The 13531-nt window shown below is 69.6% G+C and carries 15 protein-coding genes and 1 pseudogene; 9 read left to right on the plus strand and 7 right to left on the minus strand.

Translation table 11 applies throughout. The features are described from left to right. Positions 1-55 precede the first annotated feature (55 nt). Positions 56-1177: an FAD-dependent monooxygenase gene (locus ACUZ2Y_RS13180; protein WP_476330518.1), complete on the minus strand. Its 1122-nt coding sequence runs from the start codon at positions 1175-1177 to the stop codon at positions 56-58. 59 nt (positions 1178-1236) lie between these two features. Between ACUZ2Y_RS13180 and ACUZ2Y_RS13185 the strand changes: the two genes are divergently transcribed. From ACUZ2Y_RS13185 to ACUZ2Y_RS13220, 8 genes and pseudogenes are all read left to right on the plus strand, one after another. Beyond that, positions 1237-1815, plus strand: a complete 579-nt coding sequence (locus ACUZ2Y_RS13185) for a TetR/AcrR family transcriptional regulator (RefSeq protein ID WP_476330521.1) — start codon at positions 1237-1239, stop codon at positions 1813-1815. Positions 1816-1855: 40 nt separating this feature from the next. Further along, a pseudogene (locus ACUZ2Y_RS13190) lies at positions 1856-2736 on the plus strand (TIGR03619 family F420-dependent LLM class oxidoreductase). Next, positions 2733-3176, plus strand: a complete 444-nt coding sequence (locus tag ACUZ2Y_RS13195) for a nuclear transport factor 2 family protein (RefSeq protein WP_476330524.1) — start codon at positions 2733-2735, stop codon at positions 3174-3176. The pseudogene ACUZ2Y_RS13190 and the gene ACUZ2Y_RS13195 overlap by 4 nt, the downstream one beginning before the upstream one ends. Before the next feature lie 164 nt (positions 3177-3340). Further along, positions 3341-3544 carry a cold-shock protein gene (locus ACUZ2Y_RS13200; RefSeq protein WP_091383175.1) on the plus strand — a complete coding sequence of 68 codons (204 nt, stop codon included), beginning with the start codon at positions 3341-3343 and terminating at the stop codon, positions 3542-3544. A 215-nt stretch (positions 3545-3759) separates the two neighbouring features. Then, positions 3760-6132, plus strand: a complete 2373-nt coding sequence (locus ACUZ2Y_RS13205) for a Tex family protein (RefSeq protein WP_476330528.1) — start codon at positions 3760-3762, stop codon at positions 6130-6132. A gap of 116 nt (positions 6133-6248) precedes the next feature. Then, a complete protein-coding gene (locus ACUZ2Y_RS13210) occupies positions 6249-6518 on the plus strand; it encodes a hypothetical protein (RefSeq protein ID WP_476330531.1) in 270 nt (89 codons plus the stop codon). Beyond that, the gene (locus ACUZ2Y_RS13215; RefSeq protein ID WP_476330534.1) at positions 6515-7141 is read left to right on the plus strand and encodes a multicopper oxidase family protein; all 627 of its coding nucleotides are present in this window, start codon (positions 6515-6517) and stop codon (positions 7139-7141) included. The genes ACUZ2Y_RS13210 and ACUZ2Y_RS13215 overlap by 4 nt, the downstream gene beginning before the upstream one ends. Positions 7142-7190: 49 nt before the next feature. Continuing rightward, positions 7191-7634: a multicopper oxidase domain-containing protein gene (locus tag ACUZ2Y_RS13220; RefSeq protein ID WP_476330537.1), complete on the plus strand. Its 444-nt coding sequence runs from the start codon at positions 7191-7193 to the stop codon at positions 7632-7634. A 41-nt stretch (positions 7635-7675) separates the two neighbouring features. Here the strand turns inward: ACUZ2Y_RS13220 and ACUZ2Y_RS13225 are convergent, their stop codons facing one another. Then, a complete protein-coding gene (locus ACUZ2Y_RS13225) occupies positions 7676-8143 on the minus strand; it encodes an anthrone oxygenase family protein (RefSeq protein WP_476330540.1) in 468 nt (155 codons plus the stop codon). A gap of 160 nt (positions 8144-8303) precedes the next feature. On the opposite strand from ACUZ2Y_RS13225, the gene ACUZ2Y_RS13230 reads away from it, so the two are divergent. Further along, entirely contained in the window at positions 8304-9287 is a 984-nt protein-coding gene (locus ACUZ2Y_RS13230) for an AraC family transcriptional regulator (protein WP_476330543.1), read from the plus strand. Positions 9288-9381: 94 nt separating this feature from the next. Here ACUZ2Y_RS13230 and ACUZ2Y_RS13235 read toward each other — a convergent pair whose 3' ends face one another. The 5 genes from ACUZ2Y_RS13235 to ACUZ2Y_RS13255 all read right to left on the minus strand — a co-directional run bounded on the left by ACUZ2Y_RS13235 (position 9382) and on the right by ACUZ2Y_RS13255 (position 13479). Then, on the minus strand, positions 9382-9768 hold the full coding sequence (locus ACUZ2Y_RS13235; RefSeq protein WP_476330546.1) for an NUDIX hydrolase: 387 nt from the start codon (positions 9766-9768) through the stop codon (positions 9382-9384). Positions 9769-10158: 390 nt separating this feature from the next. Then, on the minus strand, positions 10159-10662 hold the full coding sequence (locus tag ACUZ2Y_RS13240; protein WP_476330549.1) for an anthrone oxygenase family protein: 504 nt from the start codon (positions 10660-10662) through the stop codon (positions 10159-10161). 68 nt (positions 10663-10730) lie between these two features. After that, positions 10731-11042, minus strand: coding sequence for an ATP-binding cassette domain-containing protein (locus ACUZ2Y_RS13245; RefSeq protein WP_476330552.1), 312 nt, complete (start codon positions 11040-11042; stop codon positions 10731-10733). Positions 11043-11202: 160 nt separating this feature from the next. Continuing rightward, positions 11203-12039 (minus strand): NAD(P)H-binding protein, encoded by an 837-nt coding sequence (locus ACUZ2Y_RS13250; protein ID WP_476330555.1) that lies wholly within the window; start codon positions 12037-12039, stop codon positions 11203-11205. A 69-nt stretch (positions 12040-12108) separates the two neighbouring features. Next, positions 12109-13479 carry a sigma-70 family RNA polymerase sigma factor gene (locus tag ACUZ2Y_RS13255; RefSeq protein ID WP_476330558.1) on the minus strand — a complete coding sequence of 457 codons (1371 nt, stop codon included), beginning with the start codon at positions 13477-13479 and terminating at the stop codon, positions 12109-12111. Positions 13480-13531 lie beyond the last annotated feature (52 nt).

Raw genomic sequence — 13531 nt, forward strand, 5'->3', positions numbered from 1 at the left:
CGACCCACACCCGACCAGACCAACCATCCCCACGTTCCTCACGCAACCGCGCGGCTCAGCTCGAAGTGGCCGGTTCCGCGGGTAGCGGCGAATCAAGCATCCGGGTCATAGACCGGCGCATCAGCGACGACGGCAGCAGCCGCAGCGCGCTGTTGCGGAGAGCGACCAGCGGCGGCGACGACAGCTGTGCCATCCGCGCCACGCCCAGGGAGCGTTCGGCGATGCGCTGGGCACGTGGCCTGCGCACCCTGTCGTATTCGCGGAGCGCGGCGGCCAGGTCCGGGCCGGCGGCGAGGATGGCGAGGCTGACGGCATCCTCGAGCGCCTGGCATCCCCCTTGGCCCATGTAGGGCGCCATCGCGTGGGCCGCGTCGCCGACCAGGGCGACCTTGCCGCGGACGAAGGTGTCCAGCGGCGGCAGGGTGTAGACGTCGTGGCGCAGGACCACGGCGGGGTCGGCCGCGGCGAGGATCCGCGGAATGGGGTCGGGCCAGGCGCCGAACAGCCACCGCAGCTCGGTCAGCTCGTCGGTCCGCACGCCTTCGGCCGCGCGGGCGCCCGCGTAGCAGTAGATCTGGTCTTCACCCATCGGGAAGACACCGAACACGCGGCCGTCGCGCCAGGTCTCACAGCCGTCGAACGGCGGGATGGCCGCGGCGGGCAGCGTCAGCCGCCACGCGGTGCTGCCGACGTAGCGCAGCGGCTTCGCCTCCGGCCAGAACGCCTGGCGCACCCCGCTGCGGGCGCCGTCCGCGCCCACCAGGAGATCCACCTCCCCCAGCATGCGGTCCACCTCGGTCCGGTCGTACACCGCCGGGTCCAGCCGCGCGCCGACGTGCAGGCACTCCGCGGGCACCGCGGCGAGCAGGATCTTGAGCAGGTCGGCGCGGTGCAGGACGAGGACCTCGTCCGGGTCGCCGGAGCCGCGCATGATCCACTCGCCGCGCCCGTCGCGGAATCCGCCGATGCCGGGATGCGCGCCCACGGCCCGGACCTCGTCGCCGAGTCCCAGGGCGTCCAGCGCGCGCAGGGCGTTGGCCCAGATCGAGATTCCCGCCCCCACCGCCTCGAAGGTCGCCGCCTGTTCGAAGACCTGCACCCGCCAGCCGCGCTGGGTGAGCCCGGCCGCCGTGGCCAGACCCGCGATGCCGCCGCCGATGATCGCCGCCGTCCGCATGTCGAACCCCTTCCCTCTACATCCGTAGAGCGACTCTACACTTGTAGAGTGGAAGGAATATGACGACTACGCCACAGCGCCGCGCGGCCATCGCCGACGCCGCCATCGCCACGCTCGCCGCCGAGGGGATGCGCGGCCTCACCCATCGCGCGGTGGACCGACGGGCGGGCCTGCCGGAGGGTTCGAGCTCGTACTACTTCCGCACCCGCCAGGCGCTGCTGGAGGCGACCGTGCAGCGCCTCTCGACCCTCGACGACGAGATGGTCGCGCCGATGTCGACCAAGCCGCGGATGGCGGATCTGCCGGACCTGCTGACCGCCATGGTCGAGTTCTCCGTCACCACAGGGCGCGAGTGGGCGATCGCCCGCTACGAGCTGTCCCTGGAGGCCACCCGCCGTCCCGAACTGCGCGCCGTGCTGCTCGTCGTGGGCAAGAGGTACCGCGATCTCGCGGTCGCGATGCTGACCGAGGCGGGCGCGTCCGATCCGGAGCGCCAGGGCCGGGACATGGTCGCGTACGCCGACGGGCTGATCTTCGACACGGTCGCGGGCGCGGGCGGGCGGGAGTTCGACCGGGTCGGGGTGCACAAGTCGATCGTCGAGCTCCTCGATCAGGCGATCCCTGGCTTCCGTAGCTAGAACACGTTACATTTTTCGCACCGGACGGAGGGTGCGGGGAATGAAGTTCACAATGAGCGTGGCGATGAGCCCGTTGGAGCAGCTCACCGAGCTCGCACGGACGGCCGAAGACTGCGGATTCAGCTCGATCGCCTTGCCGGACTCACTTTTCTACGCCGAGTCGGTGGCCGCGAAGTACCCCTACACCGATGACGGAAGCCGCTTCTGGGACGCCGACACACCCTGGCCCGACCCCTTCGTGGCGGCTGCAGCAATGGGTGCGGTGACGAACAGGATCAGGTTCTATCCGCAGGTGCTGAAACTGGGGCCACGCAATCCGCTGCTGCTCGCCCGGCAGGTCGGCAGCGTCGCCGTGCTGACCGGCGGCCGCTTCGGCCTCGGTGTGGGGCTGGGCTGGTCGCCGGAGGAGTCCGAGTGGTGTGGGGCTCCGTTCTCCGACCGCGGCGCGCGCGCCGACGAGGCGATAGAGATCCTGCGGCTGGTCCTCGGGGGCGGGATGGTCGAGTACACGGGCCGGTTCTACCAGTTCGGGAAGCTGCGGATGAGCCCCGCGCCCGCCGCGCCCGTGCCCATCTACGTGGGCGGACACTCCCCCGCCGGCCTGCGTCGCGCGGCCCGACTCGGCGACGGCTGGACCTCGGCGATGATCGGTTCGAAGAGCTGCGCGAGACGGTCCAGACCCTGCGTCGGCTACGCGAAGAGTATGGGCACGCCGAGGAGCCGTTCGAGGTCCAGGCGGTCTGCGTCGACCGGTTCGGGCTCGACGGGTACCGCGCGCAGGCCGAGATCGGCGTGACCGACGCCGTCACCGTGCCGTGGATGTTCTACGGCGCCGGGTTCGACGCGCCGCTGCAAGCAAAACAGGACGGCATCCGGCGCTTCGCCGAGGACGTCATCGACCGGTTCGAGGAGGACAAGTGACCGCTGTCATCTGGGAGGCGACAACCGTCGAGCACCCCGCGCGAACCGCCGCGCTGGCCTCGATGAGCGCGGTCGGCCGCAAGGACAAAGCGGGGTGGCTCGACCTGTTCGCGGCGGACGGTGTCGTCGAGGATCCGGTCGGAAAGTCGCCTTTCGACCCCGATGGGCTTGGTCACCACGGCCACGACGGCATCTCCGCTTTCTGGGACAAGGCGATCGCGGCCGTGGAGCGTTTCGAGTTCCGGATCGCCGACTCGTTCGCCGCGGGCGACGAGGTGGCCAACATCGGCACCATCACGGCGTTTCTGCCCGGTGGCATGCGGATCGATACCGATGGCGTGTTCGTGTACCGGGTCGGCGCGGACGGGTTGATCCGGTCGATGCGCGCGTTCTGGGAACTGGAACGCGCGATGGCGACGATCCGACAAGAGGGACCTTGAGGCATTCACCGGAAGGTGAACATGCTCGCTGCGACGCTTCGCTTGTGGTTGACTGACCGTGGCCGATCGCATCACCGCCGTGTTCAGCGACGGTGACCGCGTCGGCCGCAGGATGTCAGGTGACCGCAATAGCGGTCACAGTGAAGAACGCTAGGAGAAAACGCATGGCCCAGGGCACCGTCAAGTGGTTCAACGCCGAAAAGGGCTTCGGCTTCATCGCCCCCGAGGATGGATCCGCCGACGTGTTCGTGCATTACTCGGAGATCCAGTCGAGCGGATTCCGCAGCCTGGAGGAGAACCAGAAGGTGCGCTACGACGTCGGCCAGGGCGCCAAGGGCCCCCAGGCCACCGGTGTGACCATCGTCTGACACCCGTCTCCCCCCGCGGTTCACGCCGCGTCTTGAGACCTGGAACGGTTGGGCCCCGCTCGTGCCGGAGCGGGGTCCTTCCTATTTCCGGGTCCACTTCCCCGTCCACAGAGGACTTTCCGGCGAAGTTGTCCACAGCCGCGAGCCCCTGCGCCCACGGTGCCCGGGTTTCCGACAGAATGGCCGTCGGAACCGAGACCAGGAAGCAGGAGTGCATGAGCGAGCAGGCTCTGGGGATCCATCAGCGCATCGCCGAGGAACTCGGTGTACGCGAGCGACAGGTCGCCGCGGCCGTAGACCTGCTCGACGGCGGCGCCACGGTGCCGTTCATCGCGCGATACCGCAAAGAGGTCACCGGCACGCTCGACGACGCGCAGCTGCGCACCCTCGACGAGCGCCTGCGCTACCTGCGTGAGCTGGAAGAACGCCGCACCGCCGTGCTCGACTCGATCCGCGAGCAGGGCAAACTCGACGACGCGCTCACCGCGCGGATCATGGGCGCCGACTCCAAGGCCCGCCTCGAGGACATCTACCTGCCGTTCAAGCCGAAGCGGCGCACGAAGGCCGCCATCGCCCGCGAGGCCGGGCTCGAACCGCTGGCCGACACCCTGATCAACGACCCGTCGCAGGTCCCGGAGACCGTCGCGGGCGGGTACGTCGACGCCGACAAGGGCGTGGCCGACGTCAAGGCCGCGCTCGACGGCGCCCGGTCGATCCTGGTCGAGCGGTTCGCCGAGGACCCGGACCTGATCGGCGAGCTGCGCGAGCGCATGTGGACGCGCGGGGCCCTGGTGTCGAAGGTCCGCGAGGGCAAGGAGACCGACGGCGCGAAGTTCGCCGACTACTTCGACTTCTCCGAGCCGTTCGGGAAGCTTCCGTCGCACCGCATCCTGGCGATGTTCCGCGGTGAGAAGGAGGAAGTCCTCGAACTGGCCATGGAGGCCTCCCCCGAGGTCGACCCGACCGTGCTCCCGGTGCCGCGCACCGAATACGAGGTCCGCGTCGCCCAGCGGTTCGGCGTCTCCGACCAGGGCAGGCCGGGCGACAAGTGGCTGTCGGACACCGTCCGCTGGGCTTGGCGCACCCGGATCCTGGTCCACCTCGGCATCGACCTGCGCGGCAGGCTCCGGCAGGCCGCCGAGGACGAGGCCGTGCGGGTGTTCGCGACGAACCTGCGCGACCTGCTGCTGGCCGCGCCCGCGGGAACCCGGGCCACCATGGGGCTCGACCCGGGGTTCCGCACGGGTGTCAAGGTCGCCGTGGTCGACGCGACGGGCAAGGTCGTGGCCACCGAGACGATCTACCCGCACGTCCCCCAGCAGCGCTGGGATGAGGCGCTCGCGGTGCTCGGCAAGCTCGCCGCGCGGCACAAGGTGGAGCTGGTCGCCATCGGCAACGGCACCGCGTCGCGGGAGACCGACAAGCTCGCCGCCGAGCTGATCGCCAAGTTCCCGGACCTCAAGCTGACCAAGGTCATGGTCTCGGAAGCGGGCGCGTCGGTGTATTCGGCGTCGGCCTACGCTTCCGCCGAACTCCCCGACCTCGACGTGTCCATCCGCGGTGCGGTGTCCATCGCCCGGCGCCTGCAGGACCCCCTCGCCGAGCTGGTGAAGATCGACCCCAAGTCCATCGGCGTCGGCCAGTACCAGCACGACCTGTCCGAGGTGAAGCTGTCCCGCTCCCTCGACGCGGTCGTCGAAGACTGTGTGAACGGCGTCGGTGTCGACGTCAACACCGCCTCCGCCCCATTGCTGACCAGGGTTTCCGGCATCGGCACCGGGTTGGCGGAGAACATCGTCGCCCACCGCGACATCCACGGCCCGTTCCGCTCCCGCAAGGGGCTCAAGGAGGTTCCCCGCCTCGGCGCCAAGGCGTTCGAGCAGTGCGCGGGCTTCCTCCGCATCCCCGCGGGCGATGATCCCCTTGACGCCTCCAGCGTCCACCCCGAGGCGTACCCGGTGGTCCGGCAGATCCTGTCGAGCACGGGCGGCGACCTGTCAGCCCTGATCGGCAACAGCACCGCCCTGCGGTCACTGCGGCCGGAGCAGTTCGTCACCGAGACGTTCGGTCTGCCGACGGTGACCGACATCCTGGCGGAACTGGAAAAGCCCGGCCGCGACCCGCGTCCCGCGTTCAAGACCGCCACCTTCGCCGACGGCGTCGAGAAGCTGGGCGACCTCAAGCCGGGCATGACCCTCGAAGGCGTCGTCACCAACGTCGCCGCCTTCGGCGCGTTCGTCGACATCGGCGTCCACCAGGACGGCTTGGTGCACGTGTCGGCGCTGTCGAAGACGTTCGTCAAGGACCCCCGAGACGTCGTCAAGTCCGGCGACGTCGTCAAGGTCAAGGTCCTCGAGGTCGACATCCCGCGCAAGCGCATCTCCCTGACCCTGCGCTTGGACGACGAACTCCCCACCCCCGGCCAGCCATCTCAACCCGGAGGCCGCCGAGACACCAACCGCGGCGGCGGCCGGCAACAGCAACAACCCCGCGCCGACAACAACTCCCGCCGCGACACCGCCCGCACCGACAACGCCGCCGCCGGGTCCATGGCCGACGCCTTGCGCCGGGCAGGCTTCAAGAGCTGACACCACACCCACCCCGCCACCCACCACGGCAGGGCTCCCACGCCGGGTCGTCACGCGCCGACCGGGAACCCTCCGCCCGACTTCGCGGCCACGGGGAGCCCCACCAGTTCGGCGCGGTGGGCGGAGTCGTGCTCGCGGTCCCCACCGAGCAGCTGCTGACGTCCGCGCTGGGTCCAGCGTGGACGGTCACGCCGTTCGCCCGTGAGCTGCCGATTCCGCAGGTGCTGCGGCCGCACGCGGTCGGCCCGGACGCCGACCACTACCGGCTGACCGGCGCCGAGGGCACGGCCGAGATCGTGCCGGGGGTGCGCACGCGCGTGCTGACCTACAACGGCCAGTTCCCCGGCCCGACGATCATGGCCAGGCAGGGCCGGGCGCGCGGGTGACCGTGGAGAACACGCTGGGCGTGCCGACGTCGGTCCACCTGCACGGCGGCAACGTCGCCCAGGACAGCGACGGCCACCCGCTCGACGCCATCAACCCTGGGCGCTCGCGGACCTACCACTACCCGAACAACCAGCGGCCGGGAACGCTGTGGCACCACGACCACGCGCACCACCTGGAGGCCGAACATGTCTACAAAGGACTGTCCGGGCGCTACCTGATCGACGAGGGCTGGCCGGCGCTGCGGCTGCCCAGCGGCGCCCACGACGTCCCGCTGCTGTTCCGCGACGCCGACATCACCGGCGACGGCGAGCTGCGCTGGGAGTTGTTCGGCCAAGGCGGCCGATCCATGGTGCTGGTCAACGGGGTCGCCCAGCCACACCTGAAGATCCGGCGGCGCCGCTACCGGCTGCGGCTGGTCAACGGGGCCAACGAGCGGCCGTTCCGGTTCCGGCTGAGCAATGGCGCGCAGTTCACCCAGATCGGCAGCGACGGCGGCCTGCTCGGCCTGCCCGTCCAGCGGTCCGAGATCACCCTGTGGGCCGCCGAGCGGGCCGACGTCGTGGTGGACTTCGCCCCGTACGCCGAGGGCACGCAGATCGTCCTGGAGAAGGCCGACGGGTGAGGCGGACAGCGCCATCCGGGTCCTGCGGTTCGACGTGGTGGGCGGCCCCGTGCGCGACGACTCGGCCGTCCCGGAGACACTCGCCGCCGTGCCCGCGCCGAGGACGCCGACGGTCACACGCAAGGTGTTGCTGAGCTTCGACCCGCTGGCGGGGTTCCTGATCAACGGCAAAACGTATGACCCGCAGCGGATCGACTTCACCGTCAAGCGGGGAACCACGGAGCTGTGGGAGATCACCAACCTCGACACGCTGCTGCAAGTCCCGCACTCGCCGCACCTGCACCTGGTCCAGTTCCGCGTCCTCGACCGCGACGGCGTGCGGGCGCCGGAGTGGGAGGCATACCCGAAGGACACAGTGGCGGTGCCGCCGGGCGGCACCGTGCGGATCCTGGTGACCTTCGACAGCAGGCACACGGGGATCTACCCGTTCCACTGCCATTTCCTCGACCACTCGTCGCCGGCCATGATGGCGCAGCTGAGGATCGTCGCGTGAGCGGGCACCTGGCCCGCCCACGTGGGCGGGCCAGGCACGCCCTAGTTCTGCACAGCCAGACAGAGGAACACGAAGCCCGCCGTCGCGGCGACCATGCGCACGTGGTTCCACCGCACCCACGGCCCCTCAAACGCCTTGCGCGCCTGGGCGACGTCCGCCCGGGCGACCGGACCGGCCGCGTCGAGCCGGTTGTTGAGCGGGATGTTGATGGCGAAGGTGATCAGCAACGACACCAGGAACAGCGCCGCGCCGACCAGGGCCTGCACGTCCGTCCCGCTGCCGTCGACCAGGTCGATCACGATGACCGCGGCGGAGCTGAGCAGCGCCCCCATGAACACCAGACCGAACAGTCCATTTTGGATGGAGCGGTTGATCCGCTGCATCACCTCCACGAACACCCGGTCCTCGACGCCGTCGAGGCCGAGCATCACCGAGCAGGAAAAAGCGAAGAACAGACCCGCGATCAACCCCGACGTGATCGTCGCGAGCACCAGTACCACCTGGGACATCGGCCACCTTCCTGGACCGGGACATCCGATCGGACACCGCGGGTGAAACCTACTGGGCGGGACCGTCAAGATCAATGTCCCCATATGGCGGATGCGACATCACCGAGACGATTCATGCGTTCTTAACCCATGAACATGCGCATTCGTCTACATTGGTGTCATGGGCACGCTGGCGGACGACACGTTGACCGGTCTGCTGGACGGACCGAGAGCCCGCGGAGCCTTCCTGCTCCGCTCGATCCTCAACCCCCCGTGGTCCATGCGCATCGAGGACCGCGCCCCGTTGTCCCTGGTCACCATGGCCCAGGGCGACGCCTGGATCGTCCCCGACGGCGGCGACCCGGTGGCGCTGCACCCCGGCGAAGTCGCGATCATGCGCGGCCCCACGCCGTACACGATCGCCGACCACCCGGACACGCCACCGCAGGTGATCATCCACCCGGGCCAGCGCTGCGCCACCGTCGACGGCCACGACATCGGCAGCTCCCGCGATCTGGGGGTCCGCACCTGGGGCGAAGACCCTTGCGGCGCCGCGGTCATGCTCAGCGGCACCTACCAAATGCAACGGGAAATCGGCCAACGCCTCTTCGGTGCCCTGCCACCGGTCCTGGTCCGCCCCATCGACGCGGGCGACAGCGCCCTGGTGTCGTTGCTGGAAGTCGAAATGCTGCGGCAGGAGCCGGGCCAGGAACTGGTGCTGGACCGCATCCTCGACTTGGTCCTGGTCAGCGTCCTGCGAGCCTGGCTGGCCAGCCCCGGTGTAGGCGTGCCTGCTTGGTACCGCGCCCAACACGACGAGGTAGTGGGCGCCGCCCTGCGTCTGCTGCACGCCGAACCCGGGTACGGCTGGACCGTGGCCAACCTGGCCACCCGGGTAGGCGTGTCCCGAGCAGCCCTGGCCCGTCGCTTCACGGCGTTGGTGGGCGAGCCGCCGATGAACTACCTGACCAGCCTCCGCCTGGCGCTGGCGGCTGACCTGCTGCGCGAAACGGAAACCACAATCGGCTCCGTGGCAAGAAAAGTCGGCTACAGCAGCGCCTTCGCCCTGAGCGCCGCCTTCAAACGGGTCAGGGGCCTTTCACCTCAGGACTACATGCGACAAGCAGCGAACAACCCCGGCGTCCCCGTCGCAGCAGTCTCCTGAAGTAGATCGACGCGACGAGCTGTCCCGCCCGGCTGCACGCAGTCGGGCACCCTCAGGCGATGCGGTGCGCGACATACAGCGCTCGCAAAGCATCTCATTTATTGATCAGTAACTCGCGCCGAACGCCAGGACATGCAGGAGACCGACCAACGACGCCGCGCCGACGATCTCGCCGCGCCCGATCATCTCGCGCACCGAGGCCAGCGGAATCCACGCGACGCGTTCGCACGTCGCGTGGCCGCCACCCCGCCTCTTCCTCAACCTCCCGAGTCGCCGTGACACCGGGGTCCTCATCGGGATTGACGTAACCGCCGGGCAACCCCCAGACCCATTTGTCGATGATGAACCGGTGTCGCCACATCATCAGCACCCGCTCCTGGTCATCGACCACGATCACCACCGCGGCCTTCGGCACCCGAAGCACGTACTGCTCAAAGGTGACGCCATCGGGCAACTCGACCGACGCCGCACTCAGCCGCAACCGCCGAGTGTCATCGACCAGTCGTTCACCATGGATAATCCATCTGGTCGACTCCGCGCCCTGCCGAATGGTCACTGATCCGCCAATTCATCGACCTCTTGCCATTCGACGCAGGTAGGGCGCCGGTGGACAGGATCAATGGGAACAGGCCCCGCTGATACAGCTCGGCGGTCTGGGTGGCGACGCCGAGGTCGTGGGAGCCGAGGCCGATGCCGACGTCAATGCGGTGGGGTTCGTGCCCATGTCGTGGTAGGCCCACAGGGTTTCGACGTCGGCTCGCAGGTGCGGGGGCAGCTCCGTTGTCGCCATGGCCAGAAAAGCTACGGGCGACAACGGAAAGGCCGCCGATCCGCGCCAGGAAGCGAATCGGCGGCCATCTGAAACCGACGGTCAGAGCTCGTCGGCACGCTCCGCCCGACCATGCAGCCACAACGCCCGCCCCAAACACCCGAGCGCCAGCACGCAAGCCACGGTCCGCACCAGGTGCGCCGAGTTCCACGGCCCCTCAAAAGCCGCCCGAACCGCCGCAAGGTCAGCGATCGAAGCAGGCGCGCCAGCGGCTTCAAGGTCCTGGTTCAGCGGCACGTTCACACCCATGGTGATCGCCACCGCGACCACATACAGCAGAAACGAAGCCAGAGCCCACCGAGCGGCCGCCCGCCGACCAAGGCGGTGTTCCATGATCGCCGCCGCCCCCGTGAACACGAACGAACCCAAGAACGCCGACCCGAACGCGCCGTTCTCGATCGCGCGGTTGATGTTCTGCATGGTGTCGACAAACGTTCGGTCGTCCGTCTTGGCCAGCCCAGGCATCACCGAGATGGCGAAGGCATAGAACACCCCCGCGATCAGCCCCACGGTCATCGTGGCCAGCCACAACACCGGCCCGGCCAAGCGCCGCTTCGTCGAAGGCGTGTCTCTGGTCTGCGTCATCGTCTCTCCGTTTCCTCCGCGTCGTCCAGTCAGGCGTGAGCGGACGACAGGTCGCGGGTCGCTCTCTCCGCGACCATATATCCGTTGTGCGGCAAGCCAAAGCGGTCGCACACTTGCCGGACTTCGTCAAGGTCCCGGCTGGCGTACAGGAGCGAAAAACCCTCTTCGCGCAAGCCGCGGAGCGTCTGGAGCAGGCGGACTCGGCTGGTCGGGTCAATGCCCGCGGTCGGGTGGTCGAGCACCAGCAGCCGCGGGCGGTGCAGCAGCGCCACGGCGAGGCTCAGCTCCCGCAGCACACCGCCGGAACAGCGGTCGACCCGTTCGCCCGCCTGGCCCTGCAACCCGACCGCGGCGAGGACGTCGGCGGCCCGTTCGCGGCGGACGTCCGCGGGCAGGTCCAGGAATGAATCCGTGGATATGGCGGGGAATGGTGCTCAGACCATTCTCTGTGGACAGTTGCGTGCGCATGGTTTCACCCTCCCCATGGGGATCACCTGGCGGTCAGTCGACACTCCACACACCGCTGGCCGCGGCGTCGCGGGCGTAGTCGGCGAAGTCCTTGGGCTCACGGCCGAGCGCGCGGCGCACGCCGTCGGTGAGGTGGGCGTTGCGGCCGTCGAGGATCTGGGTGAACAGCTCGACGAACTCCTCCGGCATGCCGTGCTCACGCAGCGCGGCGGCGTACTGCTCCGCGGTCAGCGGGATGTAGGCGACATCCTGGCCGGTGGCCTTGGAGATCTCGGTCGCCACCTCGTGGAAGCCGAGCAGCCGGGGGCCGGTCAGCTCGTAGATCTCGCCGTCGTGTCCGTCCTCGGTCAGCGCGGCGACCGCGACGTCGGCGATGTCGTCGGCGTCGACGAACGGCTCGACGGCGTCGCCCGCGGGCAGCGCGATCTCGCCTGCCCGAACGGATTCCAGGAGGAAGTTCTCGCTGAAGTTCTGGTTGAACCAGCTGCAGCGCACGATCGTCCACTTGGTACCGGCCGCCTGCACGATCCGCTCGCAGGCCTCGGCCGCCTCCTCGCCGCGGCCCGAGAGCAGCACGAGCTTCTCGACCCCCGCGGCCTTGGCGAGCTCGCAGACCCGGGTGATGGCCTCAGGGGCACCGGGGAAGGCGAGGTCGGGCTGGTAGGCGATGTAGGCGGCGCGGGCACCGGCGAGGGCCGCGGCCCAGCCGGACTCGTCGTTCCAGTCGAAAGTCGGTGTGGTGGAACGGGAACCGACACGCACCGGCACCCCGCGCTCGGTCAGTCGCTCCGCGATCCGGCGACCGGTCTTCCCCGTGCCGCCGATCACCAGGATCGGGTTCGGGTCCTGTACTTGCTTTTGCTCTCCCATGTACCCAAGTACACCGGGCCGAGCTGAGACGAGCCATAGCTGAGAAGCTCAACCGCATATGCGGGCGTCTCATCTCCCGTCGCGGCCAAAGATCACCGCCCAGTAGTAGCCGCACGGTCCGCCCTCAGTCCGGCCGACGCCGATGGCGTCCACCTCGCACGACAGCCCGACCGCGTCGCCCGCGGCCAGGGACTTCACGACCTCCGAGCCCTTCTCGCTGTACGCCGCGACGTATCCGCCGCGCATCCCGCGGTAGCCCGTGGCGGCGACCCGGTCCTGCAGGGTGGTGCCGTCCGGTCCGGTCATCCCGATGTACTCGCCGCGCATCATGTCGTCGCTGTGGGCGCGGGCGGCGGTCATCAGTCGCGGCGCCGCGTGCAGCGGGCCGCAGCCCTCGGCTATCCGACGGTTGTTCAGCGCCACGATCAGCCGGTCCGCCTCCGACCGCGGCGGCGCCGCCGTCGGCGCGGGCGGCGGCGGCGGGGGCGGGGGCACGGTCGTGGTGGGCACCGCGGCCACGGGCGCGAAGCTGATCGGCGTCGACGACGGGACCGTGGGCTCGGAGACGATCGGGTCGTCCTCGACACCGGGGATGAACCACCAGCCGACCGTCAGCGCGAAGGTCAGCGCCAGCGTCACCGCGCTCTTGCGGAGCAGGTGCGGCGACGGGTCGACCAACGACCACGCAGCGTTGTCCACCGCGACCGGCTCGCGGTCGGCCGCGGCGAGCAGCACCGCGATGATCGCGACCGGTGCGGTGACCCGGCCCGCGAGGTCACGGCACTCCGCGCACCTGCGGATATGCCGGTCGACGCGCACCCGTTGGGCGGCCGAGAGGGTGCGCGGATGTTCCGGGACCATCCCGGCCAGTCGCTCACACCGGCGCGGGTTGCGGACCAGCAGCAGCAGTCGCACCGCGTGACCGAGTGCCGTCCGCGCCCGGTGCGCGAGCACCGCCGCGTGCGCGGGCCGCACGTCGAGGGCTTGGGCGAGTTCGGTGTTCGACACTTCGTCGCGCACGGTAAGTTCGAGGATCGCCAGCTGCCGCGGCTCGAGACTCGCCGCCGCGTCCCACACCAGACCCGCGGCCTCGCGCGCGGCCGCCGCCTCGTGCGGCGTCTCACCGCCGTCGGCGAGGTCGGGCAGCTCGGCGAGCAGCAGCGGCCCGCCCTTGCGGACATGGTCGAGCGCGTTGCGGTGGGCGATGCTGAACAGCCACGGCCGGAACCGCGCGGGCTCGCGCAGCCCGTCGAGGTTGCGCAGGGCGCTGACGAACGCTTCCTGCACCAGGTCCTCGGCCAGATACGGGTCGCCCACAGTGCGGGTGACGAATCTCGTCACGGGCGCGCGGTACCGGTCGTGGAGCTGGGTGAAGGCATCGTCGTCGCCCGCGCGGGCGTCGAGGACCAGGGTCGCGTCCGAGGGTTCACCGGACTGCATATCGCCGCCTTCGCGGAAGATCTTCCGAACTCGTCGGCCTCAGACCGTAATG

This window comes from Actinokineospora sp. UV203 (genome assembly GCF_056323665.1).